The sequence below is a fragment of the Arthrobacter sp. genome (assembly GCF_048266065.1).
Classification (GTDB): domain Bacteria; phylum Actinomycetota; class Actinomycetes; order Actinomycetales; family Micrococcaceae; genus Arthrobacter_H.
In genome coordinates this window covers 162,934-180,424 of record NZ_JBLXAH010000005.1, presented here as the reverse complement: position 1 = coordinate 180,424, position 17,491 = coordinate 162,934, and the positions used below count along the sequence as shown (strand labels likewise).

At 66.6% G+C, this 17,491-nt stretch carries 12 protein-coding genes; 8 read left to right on the top strand and 4 right to left on the bottom strand.

Translation table 11 applies throughout. The annotated features are described in order from the left end of the window. Positions 1 to 5: 5 nt before the first annotated feature. Together ACN0TP_RS10050 and ACN0TP_RS10045 are read right to left on the bottom strand one after the other, a co-directional pair. The gene (locus ACN0TP_RS10050) at positions 6 to 674 is read right to left on the bottom strand and encodes a DUF6318 family protein (RefSeq protein ID WP_417218704.1); all 669 of its coding nucleotides are present in this window, start codon (positions 672 to 674) and stop codon (positions 6 to 8) included. 115 nt (positions 675 to 789) lie between these two features. Then, positions 790 to 1,284, bottom strand: a complete 495-nt coding sequence (locus tag ACN0TP_RS10045; RefSeq protein ID WP_417218703.1) for a hypothetical protein — start codon at positions 1,282 to 1,284, stop codon at positions 790 to 792. Positions 1,285 to 1,385: 101 nt separating this feature from the next. Here ACN0TP_RS10045 and ilvD point away from each other — a divergent pair, with 101 nt between their 5' ends. The 6 genes from ilvD to serA all read left to right on the top strand — a co-directional run bounded on the left by ilvD (position 1,386) and on the right by serA (position 10,199). Then, positions 1,386 to 3,089, top strand: a complete 1,704-nt coding sequence (gene ilvD, locus ACN0TP_RS10040) for a dihydroxy-acid dehydratase (protein WP_417218702.1) — start codon at positions 1,386 to 1,388, stop codon at positions 3,087 to 3,089. 271 nt (positions 3,090 to 3,360) lie between these two features. Beyond that, a complete protein-coding gene (locus ACN0TP_RS10035) occupies positions 3,361 to 5,244 on the top strand; it encodes an acetolactate synthase large subunit (protein ID WP_417218701.1) in 1,884 nt (627 codons plus the stop codon). A gap of 4 nt (positions 5,245 to 5,248) precedes the next feature. Further along, complete coding sequence (ilvN, locus tag ACN0TP_RS10030) at positions 5,249 to 5,767, top strand: acetolactate synthase small subunit (RefSeq protein WP_417218700.1); 519 nt, start codon at positions 5,249 to 5,251, stop codon at positions 5,765 to 5,767. Positions 5,768 to 5,818: 51 nt separating this feature from the next. Continuing rightward, positions 5,819 to 6,844, top strand: coding sequence for a ketol-acid reductoisomerase (ilvC, locus tag ACN0TP_RS10025; protein WP_417218699.1), 1,026 nt, complete (start codon positions 5,819 to 5,821; stop codon positions 6,842 to 6,844). Positions 6,845 to 7,039: 195 nt separating this feature from the next. Beyond that, positions 7,040 to 8,419 (top strand): hypothetical protein, encoded by a 1,380-nt coding sequence (locus ACN0TP_RS10020; protein ID WP_417218698.1) that lies wholly within the window; start codon positions 7,040 to 7,042, stop codon positions 8,417 to 8,419. Positions 8,420 to 8,603: 184 nt separating this feature from the next. Then, a complete protein-coding gene (gene serA, locus ACN0TP_RS10015) occupies positions 8,604 to 10,199 on the top strand; it encodes a phosphoglycerate dehydrogenase (protein WP_417218697.1) in 1,596 nt (531 codons plus the stop codon). A gap of 89 nt (positions 10,200 to 10,288) precedes the next feature. On the opposite strand, the gene ACN0TP_RS10010 is transcribed toward serA, so the two are convergent. Continuing rightward, positions 10,289 to 11,014, bottom strand: coding sequence for a GNAT family N-acetyltransferase (locus tag ACN0TP_RS10010; protein WP_417218696.1), 726 nt, complete (start codon positions 11,012 to 11,014; stop codon positions 10,289 to 10,291). Positions 11,015 to 11,128: 114 nt separating this feature from the next. Between ACN0TP_RS10010 and metG the strand changes: the two genes are divergently transcribed. Next, on the top strand, positions 11,129 to 12,691 hold the full coding sequence (metG, locus tag ACN0TP_RS10005) for a methionine--tRNA ligase (RefSeq protein WP_417218695.1): 1,563 nt from the start codon (positions 11,129 to 11,131) through the stop codon (positions 12,689 to 12,691). A 341-nt stretch (positions 12,692 to 13,032) separates the two neighbouring features. Beyond that, on the top strand, positions 13,033 to 14,805 hold the full coding sequence (locus ACN0TP_RS10000; protein WP_417218694.1) for a BCCT family transporter: 1,773 nt from the start codon (positions 13,033 to 13,035) through the stop codon (positions 14,803 to 14,805). Between the two features lie 70 nt (positions 14,806 to 14,875). On the opposite strand, the gene ACN0TP_RS09995 is transcribed toward ACN0TP_RS10000, so the two are convergent. Next, entirely contained in the window at positions 14,876 to 17,491 is a 2,616-nt protein-coding gene (locus tag ACN0TP_RS09995; protein WP_417218693.1) for an ABC transporter permease, read from the bottom strand.

The window sequence follows — 17,491 nt, the reverse complement described above, 5'->3', positions numbered from 1 at the left end:
GGGCATCACGATTTCGAAATATTTAGTTCGGTGATCTTCCAGCCGTTTTCGTAGACAGCAGAGAAAGTTCCCCGTACGGGCTTGGTGGAAGCTTTTCCAACTCCGTACACGGATCCGTCGCTGTTGAAAAGCGTGACCTTGGCACGCTTGTAATTGAAGTTAGCGGTTCCCGACTTCTTGCCGACCATTTGGGCCATTGTGATCGTGGCATCATAATGCCCGCCCGCCGACCAAGTTCCGTCTCGCTGATTCAGAGTCGCTGCGTCAATAAATCCATCTACGCAAACGTCGCAATACTTCGACGTCACCTTCTTCATCGGGTCTGGGTCGCTTGTCACGACCGTGTAGCTCATGAGGGCGAAGTAGTGTTCGCTGAAGGCCTTCAAGCCCTTAGGCGTCTTCGCTTTAGCAGCCTCCGGCATTTTCGGGACGGGCCAGTTCTTGGCAGGACCTTTGGAGCTGGCGGGAACCGGCGTTGGCGTCGCGCTCTGTGTGGGGGAGGGTGTTGCACTGCCCTGGGCGACTGGCGAGGAGGAATCGGCGGACGGCGTACCGGAACCGGTCGAGCTGGGGTCATCTGACCCGGTGGAGGGGGAACAGGCACTCAGGGCCAGGGCAACAATTGCTGCGATGGCCAAACCATTGCGGGTCTTGCGAGTGATCGTGACCGGCATGAGGCCTCCGGAATCGACGGTGAAAAGTGGGCGTTGAAACACCCTAACCCGAAAATCAACCCGGTTGAATAGTTATCCACAACCCATCATCCACCATGACTTTGAGCGCGAATTTCTATTCGGAAGCCGTTTCTTCCATGTCGCCGAAGCCATCCAGCAGTGTCAGGAACTCGTCGAAGAAGTCCGAGAAATCCGCTGCGTCGTCGCGTTGTTGCAGGTGAATCCGTGTTTCCGGATGGCTCGTGGCCGAGGGCGGGGCATCGATGGTGGTCTCCGGGGCCACCTCGAACCTGAAGACCCGTCCGGTGGTGGTTCCGACCTCGTGTCCGCCGGCGCGGTCCTCTGCCAAATGGCTGAGATTGGTGAGGTTGATGGCGGTTGCCGGCTCGAGCGATGCCAACGTCCCGGCATGCAGCGGGGCAACAATGATCTCCATCGGCTGGCGTCTATAGCCAACGATGTACTTGCCGCCTTCTCCGGCGCGTCCGGTCGCATAGACCAGGTTGTAGCTGCCGAAATTGGGGATCTGGTGGTCAAAGGCGTGGTGCAGATGCGCCTTCAGCGTGGCGTCTTCTTCGGGCATGCTGGCGCCGTTGTCTGCTATCCCCATGGTTTTCAGTCTAGGGGGAGGGCTCCGATAGTTGGGCACAAATGTTTCACATGCAGGTCACGGGTTCGTTGCGGTTGGCCCGGAGTTCTAGACTCTGGACTATGAGCCAGGACAGCACCATTGACATCAAGCCACGCAGCCGCGCCGTCACCGACGGCATCCACGCTGCCCCGGCCCGCGGCATGTTCCGCGCGGTCGGCATGGGAGACGACGATTTCGCCAAGCCGCAGATCGGCGTCGCCAGCTCGTGGAACGAAATCACCCCCTGCAACCTTTCCCTGAACCGGTTGGCGCAGGCCTCCAAGGAGGGCGTCCACGCCGGCGGCGGGTTCCCGATGCAGTTCGGGACCATCTCCGTCTCCGACGGCATCTCCATGGGCCACGAGGGCATGCACTTCTCCCTCGTCTCCCGTGAAGTCATCGCCGACTCGGTCGAGACCGTCATGATGGCCGAGCGCATCGACGGCTCCGTCCTGCTGGCTGGTTGCGACAAGTCGCTGCCCGGCATGCTGATGGCAGCCGCCCGCCTGGATCTGGCCAGCGTCTTTGTCTACGCCGGCTCGATCATGCCCGGCACCGCGAAGCTGGAGGACGGCACCGAGAAGGAGGTCACCCTCATCGACGCCTTCGAGGCGGTCGGGGCCTGCGCCGCCGGCAAGATGAGCGAAAAGGACCTCGACACCATCGAACGGGCCATCTGCCCGGGCGAAGGCGCCTGCGGCGGCATGTACACCGCCAACACCATGGCCTGCATCGGCGAGGCGCTGGGCATGTCCCTGCCGGGCTCGGCAGCCCCGCCCTCGGCCGACCGCCGTCGTGACATGTTCGCCCGCAAGTCAGGCGAGGCCGTGGTGGAGATGCTGCGCAAGGGCATCACCGCCCGCGACATCATGACCCGCAAGGCCTTTGAGAACGCGATCGCCGTGACCATGGCCTTCGGCGGTTCCACCAACGCAGTGCTCCACCTGCTGGCCATCGCCCGCGAGGCCAACGTCGACCTCAAGCTCGAGGACTTCAACCGCATCGGGGACAAGATCCCGCACCTGGGCGACCTGAAGCCCTTCGGCGATTACGTCATGTACGACGTCGACAAGATCGGCGGGGTGCCGGTGGTCATGAAGGCGCTGCTCGACGCCGGCCTCATCCACGGCGACTGCCTCACCGTCACCGGCAAGACCGTGGCCGAGAACCTGGCAGACATCAACCCGCCGGCCCTGGACGGCAAGGTCGTCCGCCAGCTGGACAACCCCATCCACGCCACCGGCGGCATCACCGTGCTGAGCGGCTCGATGGCCCCCGAGGGTGCCGTCGTGAAGAGCGCCGGCTTCGACGCCGACGTCTTCGAGGGCACCGCCCGCGTCTTCGAGCGCGAGCAGGGTGCGCTGGACGCGCTGGACAACGGCGCCATCCACGCCGGCGACGTCGTCGTCATCCGCTATGAGGGACCCAAGGGTGGTCCGGGCATGCGCGAGATGCTTGCCATCACCGGCGCCATCAAGGGCGCGGGCCTGGGCAAGGATGTCCTGCTGCTCACCGACGGCCGCTTCTCCGGAGGCACCACCGGGCTGTGCATCGGCCACGTCGCCCCCGAGGCAGTCGACGGCGGTCCGATCGCCTTCGTCAAGGACGGGGACCGGATCCGCGTGGACATCGCCGCCCGTTCCTTCGACCTGTTGGTTGACGAGGCCGAGCTGGACTCACGTCGTGAAGGCTGGGAGCCGCTGCCGGCCAAGTTCACCACCGGTGTGCTGGGCAAGTACGCCAAGCTCGTCAATTCGGCCAGCACGGGAGCCTACTGTGGCTAGTTGATATGGCAGGACACGGCGTCCGGCCGGGCAGAAATGTCCAAAAGACGGACGCCGTGTCCACATGCTGAGACGGGCAGTGTGGTTCGTTGACAGTCCCCCCACCGCCGGGGAAACTGAAGACATGCAGATCCGAACCGAAGTCCTACTAGTTACCAAGCGCGGAGCCTAGCCCTCGTTTGTAGGACACGGTGACGCGCGAACCCCACTGAAGCCGCAAGGCCAGCGGGGTATTTTTATGCGCAGAACTAGAGAAGAGAAGGAATATCCGATGAGTAACGGAACACCCATCAGCCCGTCGCTGGTGGCCGCCAAGGCCGCCGGCCGTGCCAAGGATCAAGCTCCTGTCTCTTCCATCGTGGATGCCTCGAACCCCGTCCAGGGTCCGAACAACACCGTGGCACCCACTGAGATGACTGGCTCACAAGCCATCGTCCGCTCGCTGGAAGAACTGGGCGTCAAAGACGTCTTCGGGTTGCCTGGAGGGGCCATCCTGCCCCTCTACGACCCACTGATGGACTCGACCAAGATCAACCACATCCTGGTCCGCCACGAGCAGGGCTCAGGCCACGCCGCACAGGGCTACGCCATGGTCACCGGGGAAGTCGGGGTATGCATCGCCACCTCCGGCCCCGGAGCCACCAACCTGGTCACCGCGATCGCCGATGCCCACATGGACTCGGTACCGCTGGTCGCCATCACCGGGCAGGTCCATTCGGCCTTCATCGGCTCCGATGCCTTCCAGGAAGCGGACATCGTCGGCATCACGATGCCGATCACCAAGCACTCGTTCCTGGTCACCGACCCGAACGACATCCCGCGAGTGATGGCCGAGGCCTTCCACATCGCCGGCACCGGTCGGCCCGGGCCGGTGCTCGTGGACATCACCAAGGACACCCAGCAGCGCACCGGCACGTTCTCGTGGCCGCCGAAGATCGACCTGCCCGGCTACCGCACCGTCACCCGCGGCCACGCCAAGCAGGTCCGCGAGGCGGCCAAGCTCATCGCCACGGCCCAGCGCCCGGTGTTCTACGTCGGCGGCGGCGTCATCAAGGGCCACGCGTCTGCCGAGCTGATGGAACTGGCCGAACTCGTGGGGGCCCCCGTGGCCACCACGCTGCAGGCACGCGGCGCCTTCCCCGACTCGCACGAACAGCATGTGGGCATGCCCGGCATGCACGGTGCCGTCTCGGCGGTCACCGCACTGCAGCAGTCGGACCTGCTGATCACCCTGGGCGCCCGCTTCGATGACCGGGTCACCGGCGTGCTCTCCACGTTCGCCCCGAACGCGAAGGTCATCCACGCCGACATCGACCCGGCGGAAATCTCCAAGAACCGCACGGCCGATGTCCCCATCGTCGGTTCCGTCAAGGAGATCCTGCCCGAGCTCACCGAGGCCTGCCGGACCCGCTTCGCCGAGGACGGCCGCCCGGACCTGGCCCCGTGGTGGTCCACGCTGAACCGCCTGCGCGAGACCTACCCCATCGGCTACACCGAAACCGAGGACGGGCTCACCGCACCGCAACGCGTCATCGAACGCATCGGCGCCCTGACCGGGCCCGAGGGCGTCTACGTGGCCGGCGTCGGCCAGCACCAGATGTGGGCCGCCCAGTTCGTGAAGTACGAGCGCCCCCACCAGTGGCTGAACTCCGGCGGCCTGGGCACCATGGGCTACTCCGTCCCCGCCGCCATGGGCGCCAAGGTCGGCAACCCCGACCGCGTCGTCTGGGCCATCGACGGTGACGGCTGCTTCCAGATGACCAACCAGGAGCTCGCGACCTGCGTGATCAACAAGATCCCGATCAAGGTCGCAATCATCAACAACTCCTCGTTGGGCATGGTGCGTCAGTGGCAGACGCTCTTCTACGACTCCCGCTACTCCAACACCGACCTGAACACCGGGCACGGAACAGCGCGGGTCCCCGACTTCGTCAAGCTCGCCGACGCCTACGGCTGTGCCGGCCTGCGGTGCGAACGCGACGAGGACATCGACGCCACCATCCAGCAGGCGCTCGAAATCAACGACCGCCCGGTCGTGATCGACTTCGTCGTCAGCCGCGACGCGATGGTGTGGCCCATGGTCCCCTCCGGCGTGAGCAACGACGCCATCCAGATCGCCCGCGGCATGACCCCCGAATGGGAAGAGGAGGACTAGGACCATGGCACGCCATACCCTTTCCGTGCTCGTGGAGGACGTCCCCGGCGTCCTGACCCGCGTGGCCGGCCTGTTCGCCCGCAGGGCGTTCAACATCAATTCACTCGCCGTCGGCCCCACCGAGATTCCCGGGATGTCCCGGGTGACCGTGGTGGTCGACGCCGAAGGAGACCTGCTGGAACAGGTGACCAAGCAGCTCAACAAGCTGATCAACGTCATCAAGATCGTTGAACTGACCTCCGATTCCTCCGTGCAACGCGACCACATCCTGGTCAAGGTGCGCGCGGACGCCGCGACCCGGCTGCAGGTCACCCAGGCAGCCGATCTCTTCCGGGCCTCGGTGGTGGACGTCTCCACCGATTCACTGATCATCGAGGCCACCGGAACCGCCGAGAAGCTGGACGCGCTGCTGGCCGTCCTGGAACCCTTCGGCATCCGGGAAATCGTCCAGTCCGGAACCCTGGCCGTCGGCCGCGGCTCCAAATCGATGTCGGACCGCGCCCTGCGATCCGTCTCCGCCTGACCAGCCCCCAACCCAACAGACCTCACACACGAAAACCAAGGAGTTATCACCGTGACCGATATGTATTACGACGACGACGCAGACCTTTCGATCATCCAGGGCCGCAAGGTGGCCGTCATCGGCTACGGCTCCCAGGGCCACGCCCACGCCCTGAGCCTGCGCGACTCCGGCGTCGACGTCCGCATCGGCCTCAAGGAGGGCTCGAAGTCCCGCGCCAAGGCCGAGAACGAGGGCCTGCGCGTGGTTTCGGTGGCCGAGGCCGCCGAGGAAGCCGACGTCATCATGATCCTGACCCCGGACCAGGTCCAGGCCAAGGTCTACCAGGACGAGATCGCCTCCCACCTGAAGGCCGGCGACGCGCTGTTCTTCGGCCACGGCTTCAACATCCGCTTTGGCTACATCCAGCCGCCGGCCGACGTCGACGTCGCCATGGTCGCCCCCAAGGGCCCGGGCCACATCGTCCGCCGCGAATTCGAGGCAGGCCGCGGCGTTCCCGACCTGATCGCCGTGGAGCAGAACCCCTCCGGCACCGCCAAGGAGCTCGCGCTGTCCTACGCCAAGGGCATCGGCGGCACCCGCGCCGGCGTCATCGAGACCACCTTCACCGAAGAGACCGAAACCGACCTCTTCGGCGAGCAGGCAGTGCTCTGCGGCGGCGCCTCGCAGCTGGTGCAGTACGGCTTCGAGACCCTGACCGAGGCCGGCTACAAGCCGGAGATCGCCTACTTCGAGGTCCTGCACGAGCTCAAGCTCATCGTGGACCTGATGGTGGAGGGCGGCATCGCCAAGCAGCGCTGGTCCGTCTCCGACACCGCCGAGTACGGCGACTACGTCTCCGGTCCGCGCGTCATCACCCCGGAGGTGAAGGAGAACATGAAGGCCGTTCTCGCCGACATCCAGTCCGGTGCGTTCGCCAAGCGGTTCATGGACGACCAGGCCAACGGCGCCAAGGAATTCCTCGAGCTGCGCAAGAAGGGCGAGGACCACCCGATCGAGTCGACCGGCCGCGAACTGCGCAAGCTGTTCTCCTGGATCAAGAACGACGATGACTACACCGAGGGCGTCACCGCGCGCTAGCCCGCACCGGCACCTCCCGGGGGAGTCCCCGAGAACGACGACGATGGCCCGCACTGTTTCGACGGTGCGGGCCATCGCGGTGTCCGGCGATGGGCCAGGCGGCGGTGTAGGTCGTTTCGCGCCGATCTTCGCCATGGTCCGCTGCTGGTTCCGCTGCTACCCTCGGACAGATATCGGGGAACCGGAGGGGGAAGCGTGGAACAAGATCCGGAATCGGCGGCTGAACTCGAGGAATTCCTTGTCCTGTCGGACCCGTCCTCTATCGAGCTGTCACCGGAGCATGAGGGGACGAATGCCTCGCGCTTCGCGATCATGGCAACACTGGGTGCCGGCGCCCCACGGCTGGACGACGGTGAACCGGCGGTCGTGACGCCGTCCAACGTGGAACGATTCGGCATTGACCCGGAGCTGGCCTACCTCGTTGAAAGACGCCGGGGCTTTGACGCCTCCTTCGCCGAGGCGGTGTACCTGCTGGAGACCTTTGCCGGGATCTGGAGTCCGGAAGAGGTCCGCTACGGCGCGTTCCGGGCACTCAATGAAGACCACCAGATCGCAGCGCGCCTTCCATTGCTGGCAGCCGGATTGAGCAGCCCCCTGGAACGAGAATCGGCCACCGCAGCTTCGGCGCTCAGCAATTCCGTGGCTCCAATCCCGCAAGACGCGGCCGTTTCGGACCAATGGCGAGGCTGGCCGTACCGTTTCATGGACCGCAGGATCGATACGTACCGTCTGGGAGGGCCTGCCTTACTCCGATCGGTCGAAGACGAGGACGGGACACCCGATGCGCCCTTGCCGTGGGAAGGGGACGAGTGGCGGAACTACTGCACCTACTGGCTACGCGATGCCTTCACCGAGGGGGACCCATCGTCGGTTCTTGCGGCCCTTCACTTCCTCGCCGCCATTCGGATCGACCTGGCACTGCGATCAGCCGACCCCATCGTGCGCGAGTTGGGGCGTGCTGCCTCTTTCAGCGGGGCGGATGGCGGAGACGATGATCCCCAGGATGGAACAGCGGGACCCCGGGAGCGGTCTCGTGGACCTGTTTCGACCATGGTGCACGGGACATGGGGATGGAAGGGGAACTGGTGGTACCCCGGTGGTGACTTCCATGGGTACGTGCAGCAAGGCCACCGGCCGGATCTGTACGACGACGGCCAGGAGTTCTCCTGGTCGGGCGCCTATAGCAAAAGGCAGCGGCACCTCGGCGGGCAACGATTCGGACGTTGGGCCCGATCAGCTGGTGGTGCCGGCGGACTCGGGACAGTCTTTGGGCACAGCTACGGCGGTGAAATCGTCGCCCGAGCCGTGAACGCGGGCACGTTGATCGACGAGGTCGTGCTGCTCAGCGCACCCATCCATGGGCCTCATCGGCAGATGGTTGGCCAGGTACGCCGGGTCCTGGACGTCCGCCTCGACTTCGACATTGTCCTGACCGCAGCATGTGCGGGGCAGCGGTTGCCTCCGGCATCGAATGTCGTCGAGCACCGGATCGCCCGTTCGTTCTGGAGCCACGCTGCGACGCACAACCCCACTGTGTGGAGAAGTGAAGGCATCGCCATGGCCATTGGCTTGTAGGCAGTGGGATGGCGGCGTCATCTTCGCGTCATCTGTGAACCAGAACACACCATGTCGTGTACCGGCCCGTAATATCCGCACTCGGACAAGGGCAGACGGGCGGCGTGGCGATATTCTGGCGGCGGGGGCCGGAGAAACCCCGGCCCCGCAACCCGCATCCGTCGAACGCAAAGGTGCCATCTCCGTGTCAGAAACCAAGCCCGTCGTCCTCCTTGCCGAGGAACTTTCGCCAGCCACCGTCCAGGCGCTGGGTCCTGACTTCGAGGTCCGCAGCACCGATGGTTCCGACCGCTCCCAGCTGCTGGCGGCCATCGCCGACGTCGATGCCATCCTGGTCCGCTCGGCCACGAAGGTCGACGAAGAGGCCATCGCCGCGGCCAAGAACCTGAAGATCATTGCCCGCGCCGGTGTCGGCCTGGACAACGTCGACATCAAGGCAGCCACCCAGGCCGGCGTCATGGTCGTGAACGCCCCGACCTCCAACATCATCTCCGCCGCCGAACTGACCGTCGGGCACATTGTCTCCCTGGCCCGCCGCATCCCGGCGGCCAATGCCTCCCTGAAGGGCGGAGCCTGGAAGCGCTCGTCCTACACCGGCGTCGAGCTCTTCGAAAAGACCGCCGGCATCATCGGCCTGGGCCGCATCGGCGCGCTGGTCGCGGCCCGCCTGCAGGGCTTTGGCATGGACGTCGTCGCGTACGACCCGTACGTCACCAGCGCCCGCGCACAGCAGATGGGCGTGCGCCTGCTCGAACTCGACGAGCTGCTGGCCACCTCGGACTTCATCACGATCCACATGCCCAAGACTCCGGAGACCCTGGGCATGCTGGGCGCCGAGGCGTTCGAGAAGATGAAGGACAGCGCCTATGTCATCAACGTCGCCCGCGGCGGCCTGATCGACGAGGAAGCCCTCTACACGGCGCTGAAGGAGGAGAAGATTGCCGGCGCAGGCATCGACGTCTACGTCAACGAGCCGAGCACCGACCTGCCGTTCTTCGAATTCGAGAACGTCACCGTCACTCCGCACCTGGGGGCCTCCACCGACGAGGCACAGGAGAAGGCCGGTGTGTCGGTCGCCAAATCGGTGCGCCTGGCGTTGTCCGGCGAGCTGGTCCCCGACGCGGTGAACGTCGCCGGCGGTGTCATCGACGAGTCGGTCCGCCCGGGCATCCCGCTGATCGAGAAGCTCGGCCGCATCTTCACCGCCCTCACCGTCGACTCGCTGACCTCGTTGGATGTCGAGATCGCCGGGGAGATCGCCGAACTGGACGTGAAGGTCCTGGAACTCTCCGCGCTGAAGGGCGTCTTCCGCGACATCGTCTCCGACCAGGTGTCCTACGTGAATGCCCCGGTGCTCGCCGAACAGCGCGGCATCACCACCCGGCTGGTCACCACCGCCGAGTCGCCGGAGTACCGCAATGCGCTGACCCTGAAGGGGGCGCTGTCAGATGGCCAGCAGATCTCGGTCACCGGCACGCTGACCGGACCGAAGCAGATCGAGAAGCTGGTCGGCATCGGCGGCTATGAGCTCGAGATCCCGATCGCCGAGCACATGATCGTGCTGGTCTACCAGGACCGCGCCGGCGTCATCGGCACCCTGGGCAGCACGCTGGGCGAACACGACATCAACATCGCCGCCATGCAGGTGGCCCGCAAGGAGGAGGGCGGACCGGCCCTGGCCGTCCTCGCCGTCGACACCGCGCTGCCCGCCGGCGTCCTGGATGCCGTCCGCGACTCCATCGGTGCCACCACCGCACGTGAGGTCAACCTGGCCGAGTAGCCAGGATCCGCCAGGGGGCGGGTGGGGCAGCGCATCTGCGGCTGCCCCGCCCGCCCCCTGCTTTTCCCGGGTGGGGTGGCGAGGGGGACTCAGTCCCCGGAGGGGGTATCCACGACAAGCTCCCACTGCCCGAAGTACGTGAAACCCGCCGCCGCGGCCACCGCCCTGGACCCGGTGTTGGCCGGCTGGCACCGGTACTGCGGGCTGAGCCCCTGGGCCAGGGCGGTGCAGCCGATGGAGCGGACCACGTCCCGGGCCAGCCCGCGACCCCGGAACCCGGGCAGGGTCAACACCCCGATGTCGGCCAGCGCCGCGCCGCGCCAGGGATACGCACTGGCCACACAGGCCAACTCGTCGTCCACGAACCCACCGACCACCGACCAATGGTCGAGTTCCACATAGGCCTCCTCCAGGTCATCGGCCGGGGCGTTGGACTGGAACCGGGAGAAGAGGGCGGCATCCGCCGACGTCAACTGCCGCACGTGATCGGGTGTCGTTCCCCGGGACAGGACGGATGCCGCCTCATCGGTGACGTAGAAGAGGCAGTCGGGATCATGCAGCACCAGGCCGGCGCTGGACAGCCGTTCGCGGAAGGACACCGCGTCCAGGCTGGTTCCGGCGGAGATCCCGAGTGCCGCAGCAGCAGCGGGGGACACCGCTGCCGCGACGGTGCCGTCGGGATACGTCAACACCTCGACGGGACGGAGCGGATCACGATCCGGATGGATGGCCAGTGTGAAGCCTTCGGCGCCATCCCAGGTGTCACCGGTGGCAAACGTGGCGTCCCAGAAGGTGGTGATGGTCGGTGAAAACACTGGCGCTCCCCGCAGAGTGGATGGATCGGTGGTGGCTCGGCCCCGGACGCACGGCGGACGGCGCACGGGTACCCGGATGGGCGGCGGAAGCCCGGGGTACGGTAGATTTCTAGGGTGACTTCATCCCAGGACCAGACCCCGTTTTACATCACCACCGCCATCTCGTACCCGAACGGCCTGCCGCACATCGGGCATGCCTACGAGTTTATTGCCACCGACGCGATGGCCCGCTTCAAGCGCCTGGACGGTGGTGACGTCTTCTTCCTGACCGGCACGGATGAGCACGGCCAGAAGATGCTGCAGACCGCCGAGAAGGAAGGCATCACGCCCCGCCAGCTCGCGCAGCGCAACTCGGATGTCTTCCAGGAGGCCCAGGACGAACTGGGCATCAGCTACGACCGCTTCATCCGCACCACCGATGCCGACCACCATGATGCGGCGCAGGCGATCTGGAAGCGCATGGAGGCCAACGGTGACATCTACCTCGACAAGTACGCCGGGTGGTACTCCGTGCGCGACGAGGCCTTCTACGGCGAGGACGAGACGGAGGTCCGCGACGACGGTGTCCGCTACTCCACCGTCTCCGACACCGAGGTGACCTGGACCGAGGAGGAGTCCTACTTCTTCCGGCTCTCCGCCTACCAGGACAAGCTGCTGGAGCTCTACCGCGACCAGCCGGGATTCGGTGCACCGCAGTACCGCTTCAACGAGGTCATCCGCTTCGTCGAGGGCGGCCTGAACGACCTGTCGATCTCCCGGACGACCTTCGACTGGGGCATTCCGGTTCCGGGCAACCCGAAGCACGTCATGTATGTGTGGGTCGACGCGCTGACCAACTACCTGACCGGCGTCGGGTTCCCCGACACGAACTCGACCTCGTTCCGCAAGTACTGGCCGGCGGACGTACAGGTCATCGGCAAGGACATCTCGCGGTTCCACGCCATCTACTGGCCGGCCTTCCTCATGTCCGCAGGGCTCGAGTTGCCGCGTCGCATCATGATCCACGGGCACCTGCACAACAACGGTGTGAAGATGTCCAAATCGCTGGGCAACACCGTGGCCCCGGCCGACTGGGTGGAAAGCTACGGGCTGGACCAGACCCGGTACTTCCTGCTGCGCGAGGTTCCCTTCGGCGCCGACGGGAACTACAGCCACGACGCGATCGTCGGACGCATGAACTCCGACCTGGCCAACAACCTGGGCAACCTCGCCCAGCGGTCGCTGTCCATGGTGGCCAAGAACTGCGCCGGCAAGGTCCCCACGCCCGGCGACTTCACGGACACCGATCGTGAACTGCTCGACGCGGCAGCTGCCCTGCTGGATCGCTCCCGGGACGCGTACTCGCGCCAGGAGTTCAGCAAGGCGCTGGAGGCCGTGTGGCACGTCCTGGGCGACACCAACGCCTACTTCGCCGACCAGGCCCCGTGGGTGCTGCGCAAGACGGACACCGCCCGCATGGAGACCGTGTTGTACGTGGCCCTCGAGGTGCTGCGTCGGGTGGCGCTGCTGGTGCAGCCGGTCATGCCCACCTCGGCGAGCCGGCTGCTGGACGTGTTGGGCCAGGACGGGGGAGCGGCGCGGACCTTCGCCGCCTTCGATTCCCCCATCGAAACGGGCCACGAGCTGCCGGCACCCACACCGATCTTCCCGAAGTACGAGGAACCGCCGGTCGGCTGACCGCCGCCGACGGCGCCTTTCCGATCCGAGACGGGCAGCCGTCCTCCGGTACCGGAAGATAGCACAGTGGAAGACGGCACGCATGGCCCGCCGACGTGGGGTGGAGCACCAGCACGCGAGAGTTCTGTCACGCCACACCGGCTCCGACACACCCAGGGCCCGGCCGGTCCACAGCCCGGGCGCAGCCGCGAATGGCTGCGGCCCACGGCCTGTCAGGATGGTCTCCTTTTCCGGCGCCCTAGGCGGGAAACGGCGGTGGGCCCACGTTGACAGGGGGTGGCACATCCGTAAAGTGAAGCATCGGATCATTTGCCCCCGACCGTGTGATTAAGGAACCTTTCATGAGCACCCCACCGGAAACCAACGGTGAGCAGACCGCCCGCACTCCGCGGGCACCCGACCGGATGGCCCAGAAGCCGGTGATCCCGGCGCCGCGCGTGTTCTGGCCCGCGCTGGGCATCATCGTCGCCCTCGTGGTCATCGCGATGATCGAACCCGAGGGCACGTCGAAGGTCTTCACCGACCTGCAGACCGCCGTCGTCCGGGGCCTGGCCCCGTACTACATGCTGGTGGTCGGCGCGTTCGTCGTCTTCGCCATCTGGATGGGCGTGAGCCGCTACGGCAACATCACCCTCGGAGCCGACGACGAGAAGCCCGAGTTCTCCTTGCTGTCCTGGTTCGCCATGCTCTTCGCCGCTGGCATGGGCATCGGCCTTGTCTTCTGGGGCGCCGCCGAACCACTGACCTTCTTCGTGAACCCCAAGCCCGGGGTCACCGGGGACCAGGCACACATCGCGCAAGCGGCGATGGGTCAGACCTTCATGCACTGGGGCCTGCACGCCTGGGCGATCTACGCCGTCGTCGGCCTGTCCATGGCCTACGCCATCCACCGCCGCGGCCGCCCGATCTCCATCCGCTGGGCCCTGGAACCGTTGCTCGGTGACCGGGTCAAGGGCGGGCTGGGAGATACCATCGACGTCATCGCCGTCGTCGGCACCCTGTTCGGTGTGGCAACGTCGCTGGGATTGGGCGTCCAGCAGATCTCCGCCGGCCTGGCCCACATGCGCGTGGTGGGGGAAGTCAACAACACCCTGCTGGTGGTGCTGATCATCATCATCACCCTCATTGCACTGCTCTCCGCGGTCAGCGGCGTGGGCAAGGGCATCAAGTGGCTCTCGAACATCAACCTCGGCATGGCCGGGGTCTTCATGATCTCGATCCTGCTGCTGGGCCCCACGCTGTACATCTTCCGCGACCTGGTCTCCTCGCTGGGCTACTACCTGCAGAACATCCTGGGCATGACGCTGGACACCGCGACCTACACGGGGGCGGACGGCCTGAAGTGGCTGGGTAGCTGGACCATCTTCTACTGGGGCTGGTGGATGTCCTGGGCCCCGTTCGTCGGCGTGTTCATCGCGCGGATCTCCCGCGGTCGCACCGTACGCGAATTCGTCATGGGCGTCCTGGCCGTGCCCACGATTGTCAGCTTCATCTGGTTCTCGATCATGGGCGGCACTGCCATCCACCGGGCCTGGAGCGACATGAACGGCGGCCTCTTTGACGCCAAGGAAGGCATCGTCTCGCAGAACGTGCTGTTCAACATGTTGGCACAGCTTCCCCTGGGCGGCGTCCTGTCGGTCATCGCCGTGCTGCTGGTGACGATCTTCTTCGTCACCTCCTCGGACTCGGGTTCGCTGGTCATCGACATGCTGGCTTCCGGCGGGGACACCGATCCGCCCAAGTGGAGCCGCGTGCTGTGGGCTTCACTTGAGGGCCTGGTGGCCATCGCCCTGCTGCTGGCCGGCGGTCTGGGAACGTTGCAGACCGCCTCCATCCTGACCGCACTGCCCGTCAGCCTGGTCATTGTCGGCATGTGCATCGCCACGTACAAGGCCCTGCACGCCGAACACCAGGTGCTGCTGCGGGCCGAGCGGCGGCAACGGCGTGCCGAACTGGCGCTGGAAGTCGAAGAGGGCATCACCGGCCACCTCGCCGAGAACTTCGACCAGCACTTCGGCGAGCAGGTGGACGAGCGCATTGCCACAGCCCTGCCCGACGATGTGAAAACCTCTCCCCGGCCCTGGCTGCCACGGCCGAGGAAACGCAGGCCCTAAGGGGCCGACAACGCCAGCGCCCCCGGGCGGAACCGCGGTTCCGCCCGGGGGCGCTGGCGTTAAGCCGAGGCTATTCGTTCGCGAGCCCTTCCACCGGGGACAGGCGTGCCGCACGGCGGGCCGGGACGATCGAGGCGGCCAGCGCGGCCAGCACGCTGACCCCGAGGACCAGCAGCAGCTGGGCCCACGGCAGCGACAGGGTGATGGCGGCGAATGATCCGACCGCCGACTGCGCACCGAGCACCCCGTAGGTGGTCCCGAGCAGGATGCCCAGCAGCGCCGCGACCCCGGCGATCAGCACGGCCTCCAGCGCCAGCATCCCGCGCAGCTGCCCACGGGTCAGGCCCAGGGCCCGCAGCAGGGCCGATTCCCGGGTGCGTTCGAGCACCGAGAGGCTCAAGGTGTTCGCGACCCCGATGAGCGCGATGAACACGGCCACGGCCAGCAGGCCGGAGACGACGAGCAGCAGCGTGTCGATCACCTGGGTGAACAGGGCCTTCTCCAGGGCACCGCCGGCGACCTGGTAGTCGGAGACCCGCAGCTCGGCCGCGAGCGTCTTGCCGAGGTCCTGCAGCTGCCCGCTGTCCAGGCCAGGGGCCGCCTTGATCCACAGGACCGGGTAGGCGGCCATGCTGGTGGAACCATCTGCCGCAGTGTACTCCCGACTGCCCGCGCCCGGGCTGTATCCGTCGAGCTGTTCGGCCGTTTTCAGTGTCATGAGTGGGGCGGTGATGTCCGACTTCGAGTGCTTGGTCGTCAATGCCGTGGGCGACGCATCATCGGACGTGCGGACCTCCAGTGTCTTCTTCTCCACCAGCTGGCCGACGATGATTTCGCCATCAGCGGGCACCAGGCCAGGCTCGTTGAGCACCTTTTTCAGATCCGCGGGATCTGCAGCATAGGCAGTCTGGCCGTCCGAATCGACGCCCACCGGGGTCAAAAGGGCGACGTCTGAGACCCCGTCGACCGCTGCGGCCTGCCTGGCTTGCTTTTCGCCGAGCTGGGCCTTGGCGGGGGCCGCCGCGCCGGAGCCAGCCTCCCCGGAGGACTCCGGCAGCGGGGCCCCACCGAAGTTCTCCCCGTAGGCGGCGGGGGAGTCGACCGTGAAGTCCACCAGGTAGTTCCGGCCCAGTTCGGCGCCGAAGGACTGTTTGGTGGTCTGCGCGCCGACCATCATCATCGAGACCAGGGTGACGCCGATGAGCAGCGCGGTGGCGGTGGCCGTGGTGCGTCCGGGGTTGCGGACGGCGTTCAGGGAGGCCAGCTTCGCCGGCACGCCGGTGCCGCCGAACAGCCGGCCCACCCCACGCACGGCGCCGGGCAGGAACAGCGAGGCGAGCATGAGGATGCCGATGAAGGAGAGCAGGCCGCCGAAGAAGCCGACCAGCAGGTTGTGGGAGACGGCGCCGAAGGCAAGCAATGCGCCGCCGCCGAGCGCCAGCAGCACCCCGAACACCAGGCGCAGCTTGCCGATGCGGTTGTGCACCGAGGCGTCGTCGGCCGGGCGCAGTGCCGCCAACGGCGCCACCGACATCGCCCGGCGGGCCGGCGCCCAGGCGGCGATGAGCGTCATGAGGGTGCCGACCACCAGCCCGGCGATGACCGAGGCCGGTGAGACGGAGAGCACGGCGAACGATGCCTCCGGCAGCGTGGAGACGTAGCCGACCAGCGAGGCCATCACGCCGATGGCCAACAGCACGCCGAGCGCCGAGGACACGACGCCGACCACCAGCGCCTCGATGAGCACGGAACGGCGCAGCTGGACGCGCAGTGCCCCGAGGGTGCGCAGGAGGGCAAGTTCGCGGGTGCGCTGGGCGACGAGCACGGCGAACGTGTTCATCACCACCAGCCCGGTCACCACCAGGGCGATGAGCGCGAAGACCAGCAGGATGCCGGTGAACTGGTCCTGTCCGCCGGTGAAGGAGGCCAGGTCCTTGACGGTGCGTTCCTGCGCGGTCATGACCGAGGGGGAGGAGATCCCGTGGCCGCGCAGGGCGTCGGTGATGGCGCCGGTCGCGGCGGCCGGGTCCGTCCCGTCGTCGAGGCGGACCAGCAGGGACTCGTAGTACGGGTCGGCCCCGGCGAAGTCGGCATAGCGGTCGGGGGAGACGGCGACCTGCAGGTTCGAGCCCAGGAACGGGCTGTTCGAGGAGGTGGTGATCCCGGTGATCGTCGCCGGGTAGTCCAGGACGGTGCCGTCGGGGGTGGAAGCGGTAACGCCGACGGTGTCGCCGGTGTCCAGGCCGTACTGCGTGGCGTGCTTCTCATCCACGGTGACCTGCGAACCGCCGGTGGGGGCGTGCCCGGAGACCATCGCGGTGGTGCGCAGCTGCGCGTCGGCGGCGAAGGGCTGCACGACGGCGTTGTAGTCGCCGGTGCCGGTGGCAATGCGGACGCCGGTGCTGGTCTGGGGTTCGACGGCGGCGACCCCGGGGACGGCGGCCACCGCGGCCAGCTGCTTCGTGCCGAGCGCCTCGTCGTCGGTGGTGGGCTGGTCGGCGTCGATGCCGGCGACCAGGTCGGCGTGCTGGTAGGCCTCGCCGATGCTGCGTTCCAGCGAGGCGGTGGCGGAGGAGTTGACCATCAGGGTGGCCGAGAGGAACGCGGTCCCGATCATCACGGCCAGGGTGACGGCGATGAAGCGGCGGGAGTAGGTGCGGAGGTTGGCCAGGGCGAGTGACAGCAC

Bases quoted from the DNA above. Each gene is read 5' to 3' on its own strand.
- ACN0TP_RS10050 (WP_417218704.1), bottom strand. From the start codon at position 674: ATGCCGGTCACGATCACTCGCAAGACCCGCAATGGTTTGGCCATCGCA.
- ACN0TP_RS10045 (WP_417218703.1), bottom strand. From the start codon at position 1,284: ATGGGGATAGCAGACAACGGCGCCAGCATGCCCGAAGAAGACGCCACG.
- ilvD (WP_417218702.1), top strand. From the start codon at position 1,386: ATGAGCCAGGACAGCACCATTGACATCAAGCCACGCAGCCGCGCCGTC.
- ACN0TP_RS10035 (WP_417218701.1), top strand. From the start codon at position 3,361: ATGAGTAACGGAACACCCATCAGCCCGTCGCTGGTGGCCGCCAAGGCC.
- ilvN (WP_417218700.1), top strand. From the start codon at position 5,249: ATGGCACGCCATACCCTTTCCGTGCTCGTGGAGGACGTCCCCGGCGTC.
- ACN0TP_RS10000 (WP_417218694.1), top strand. From the start codon at position 13,033: ATGAGCACCCCACCGGAAACCAACGGTGAGCAGACCGCCCGCACTCCG.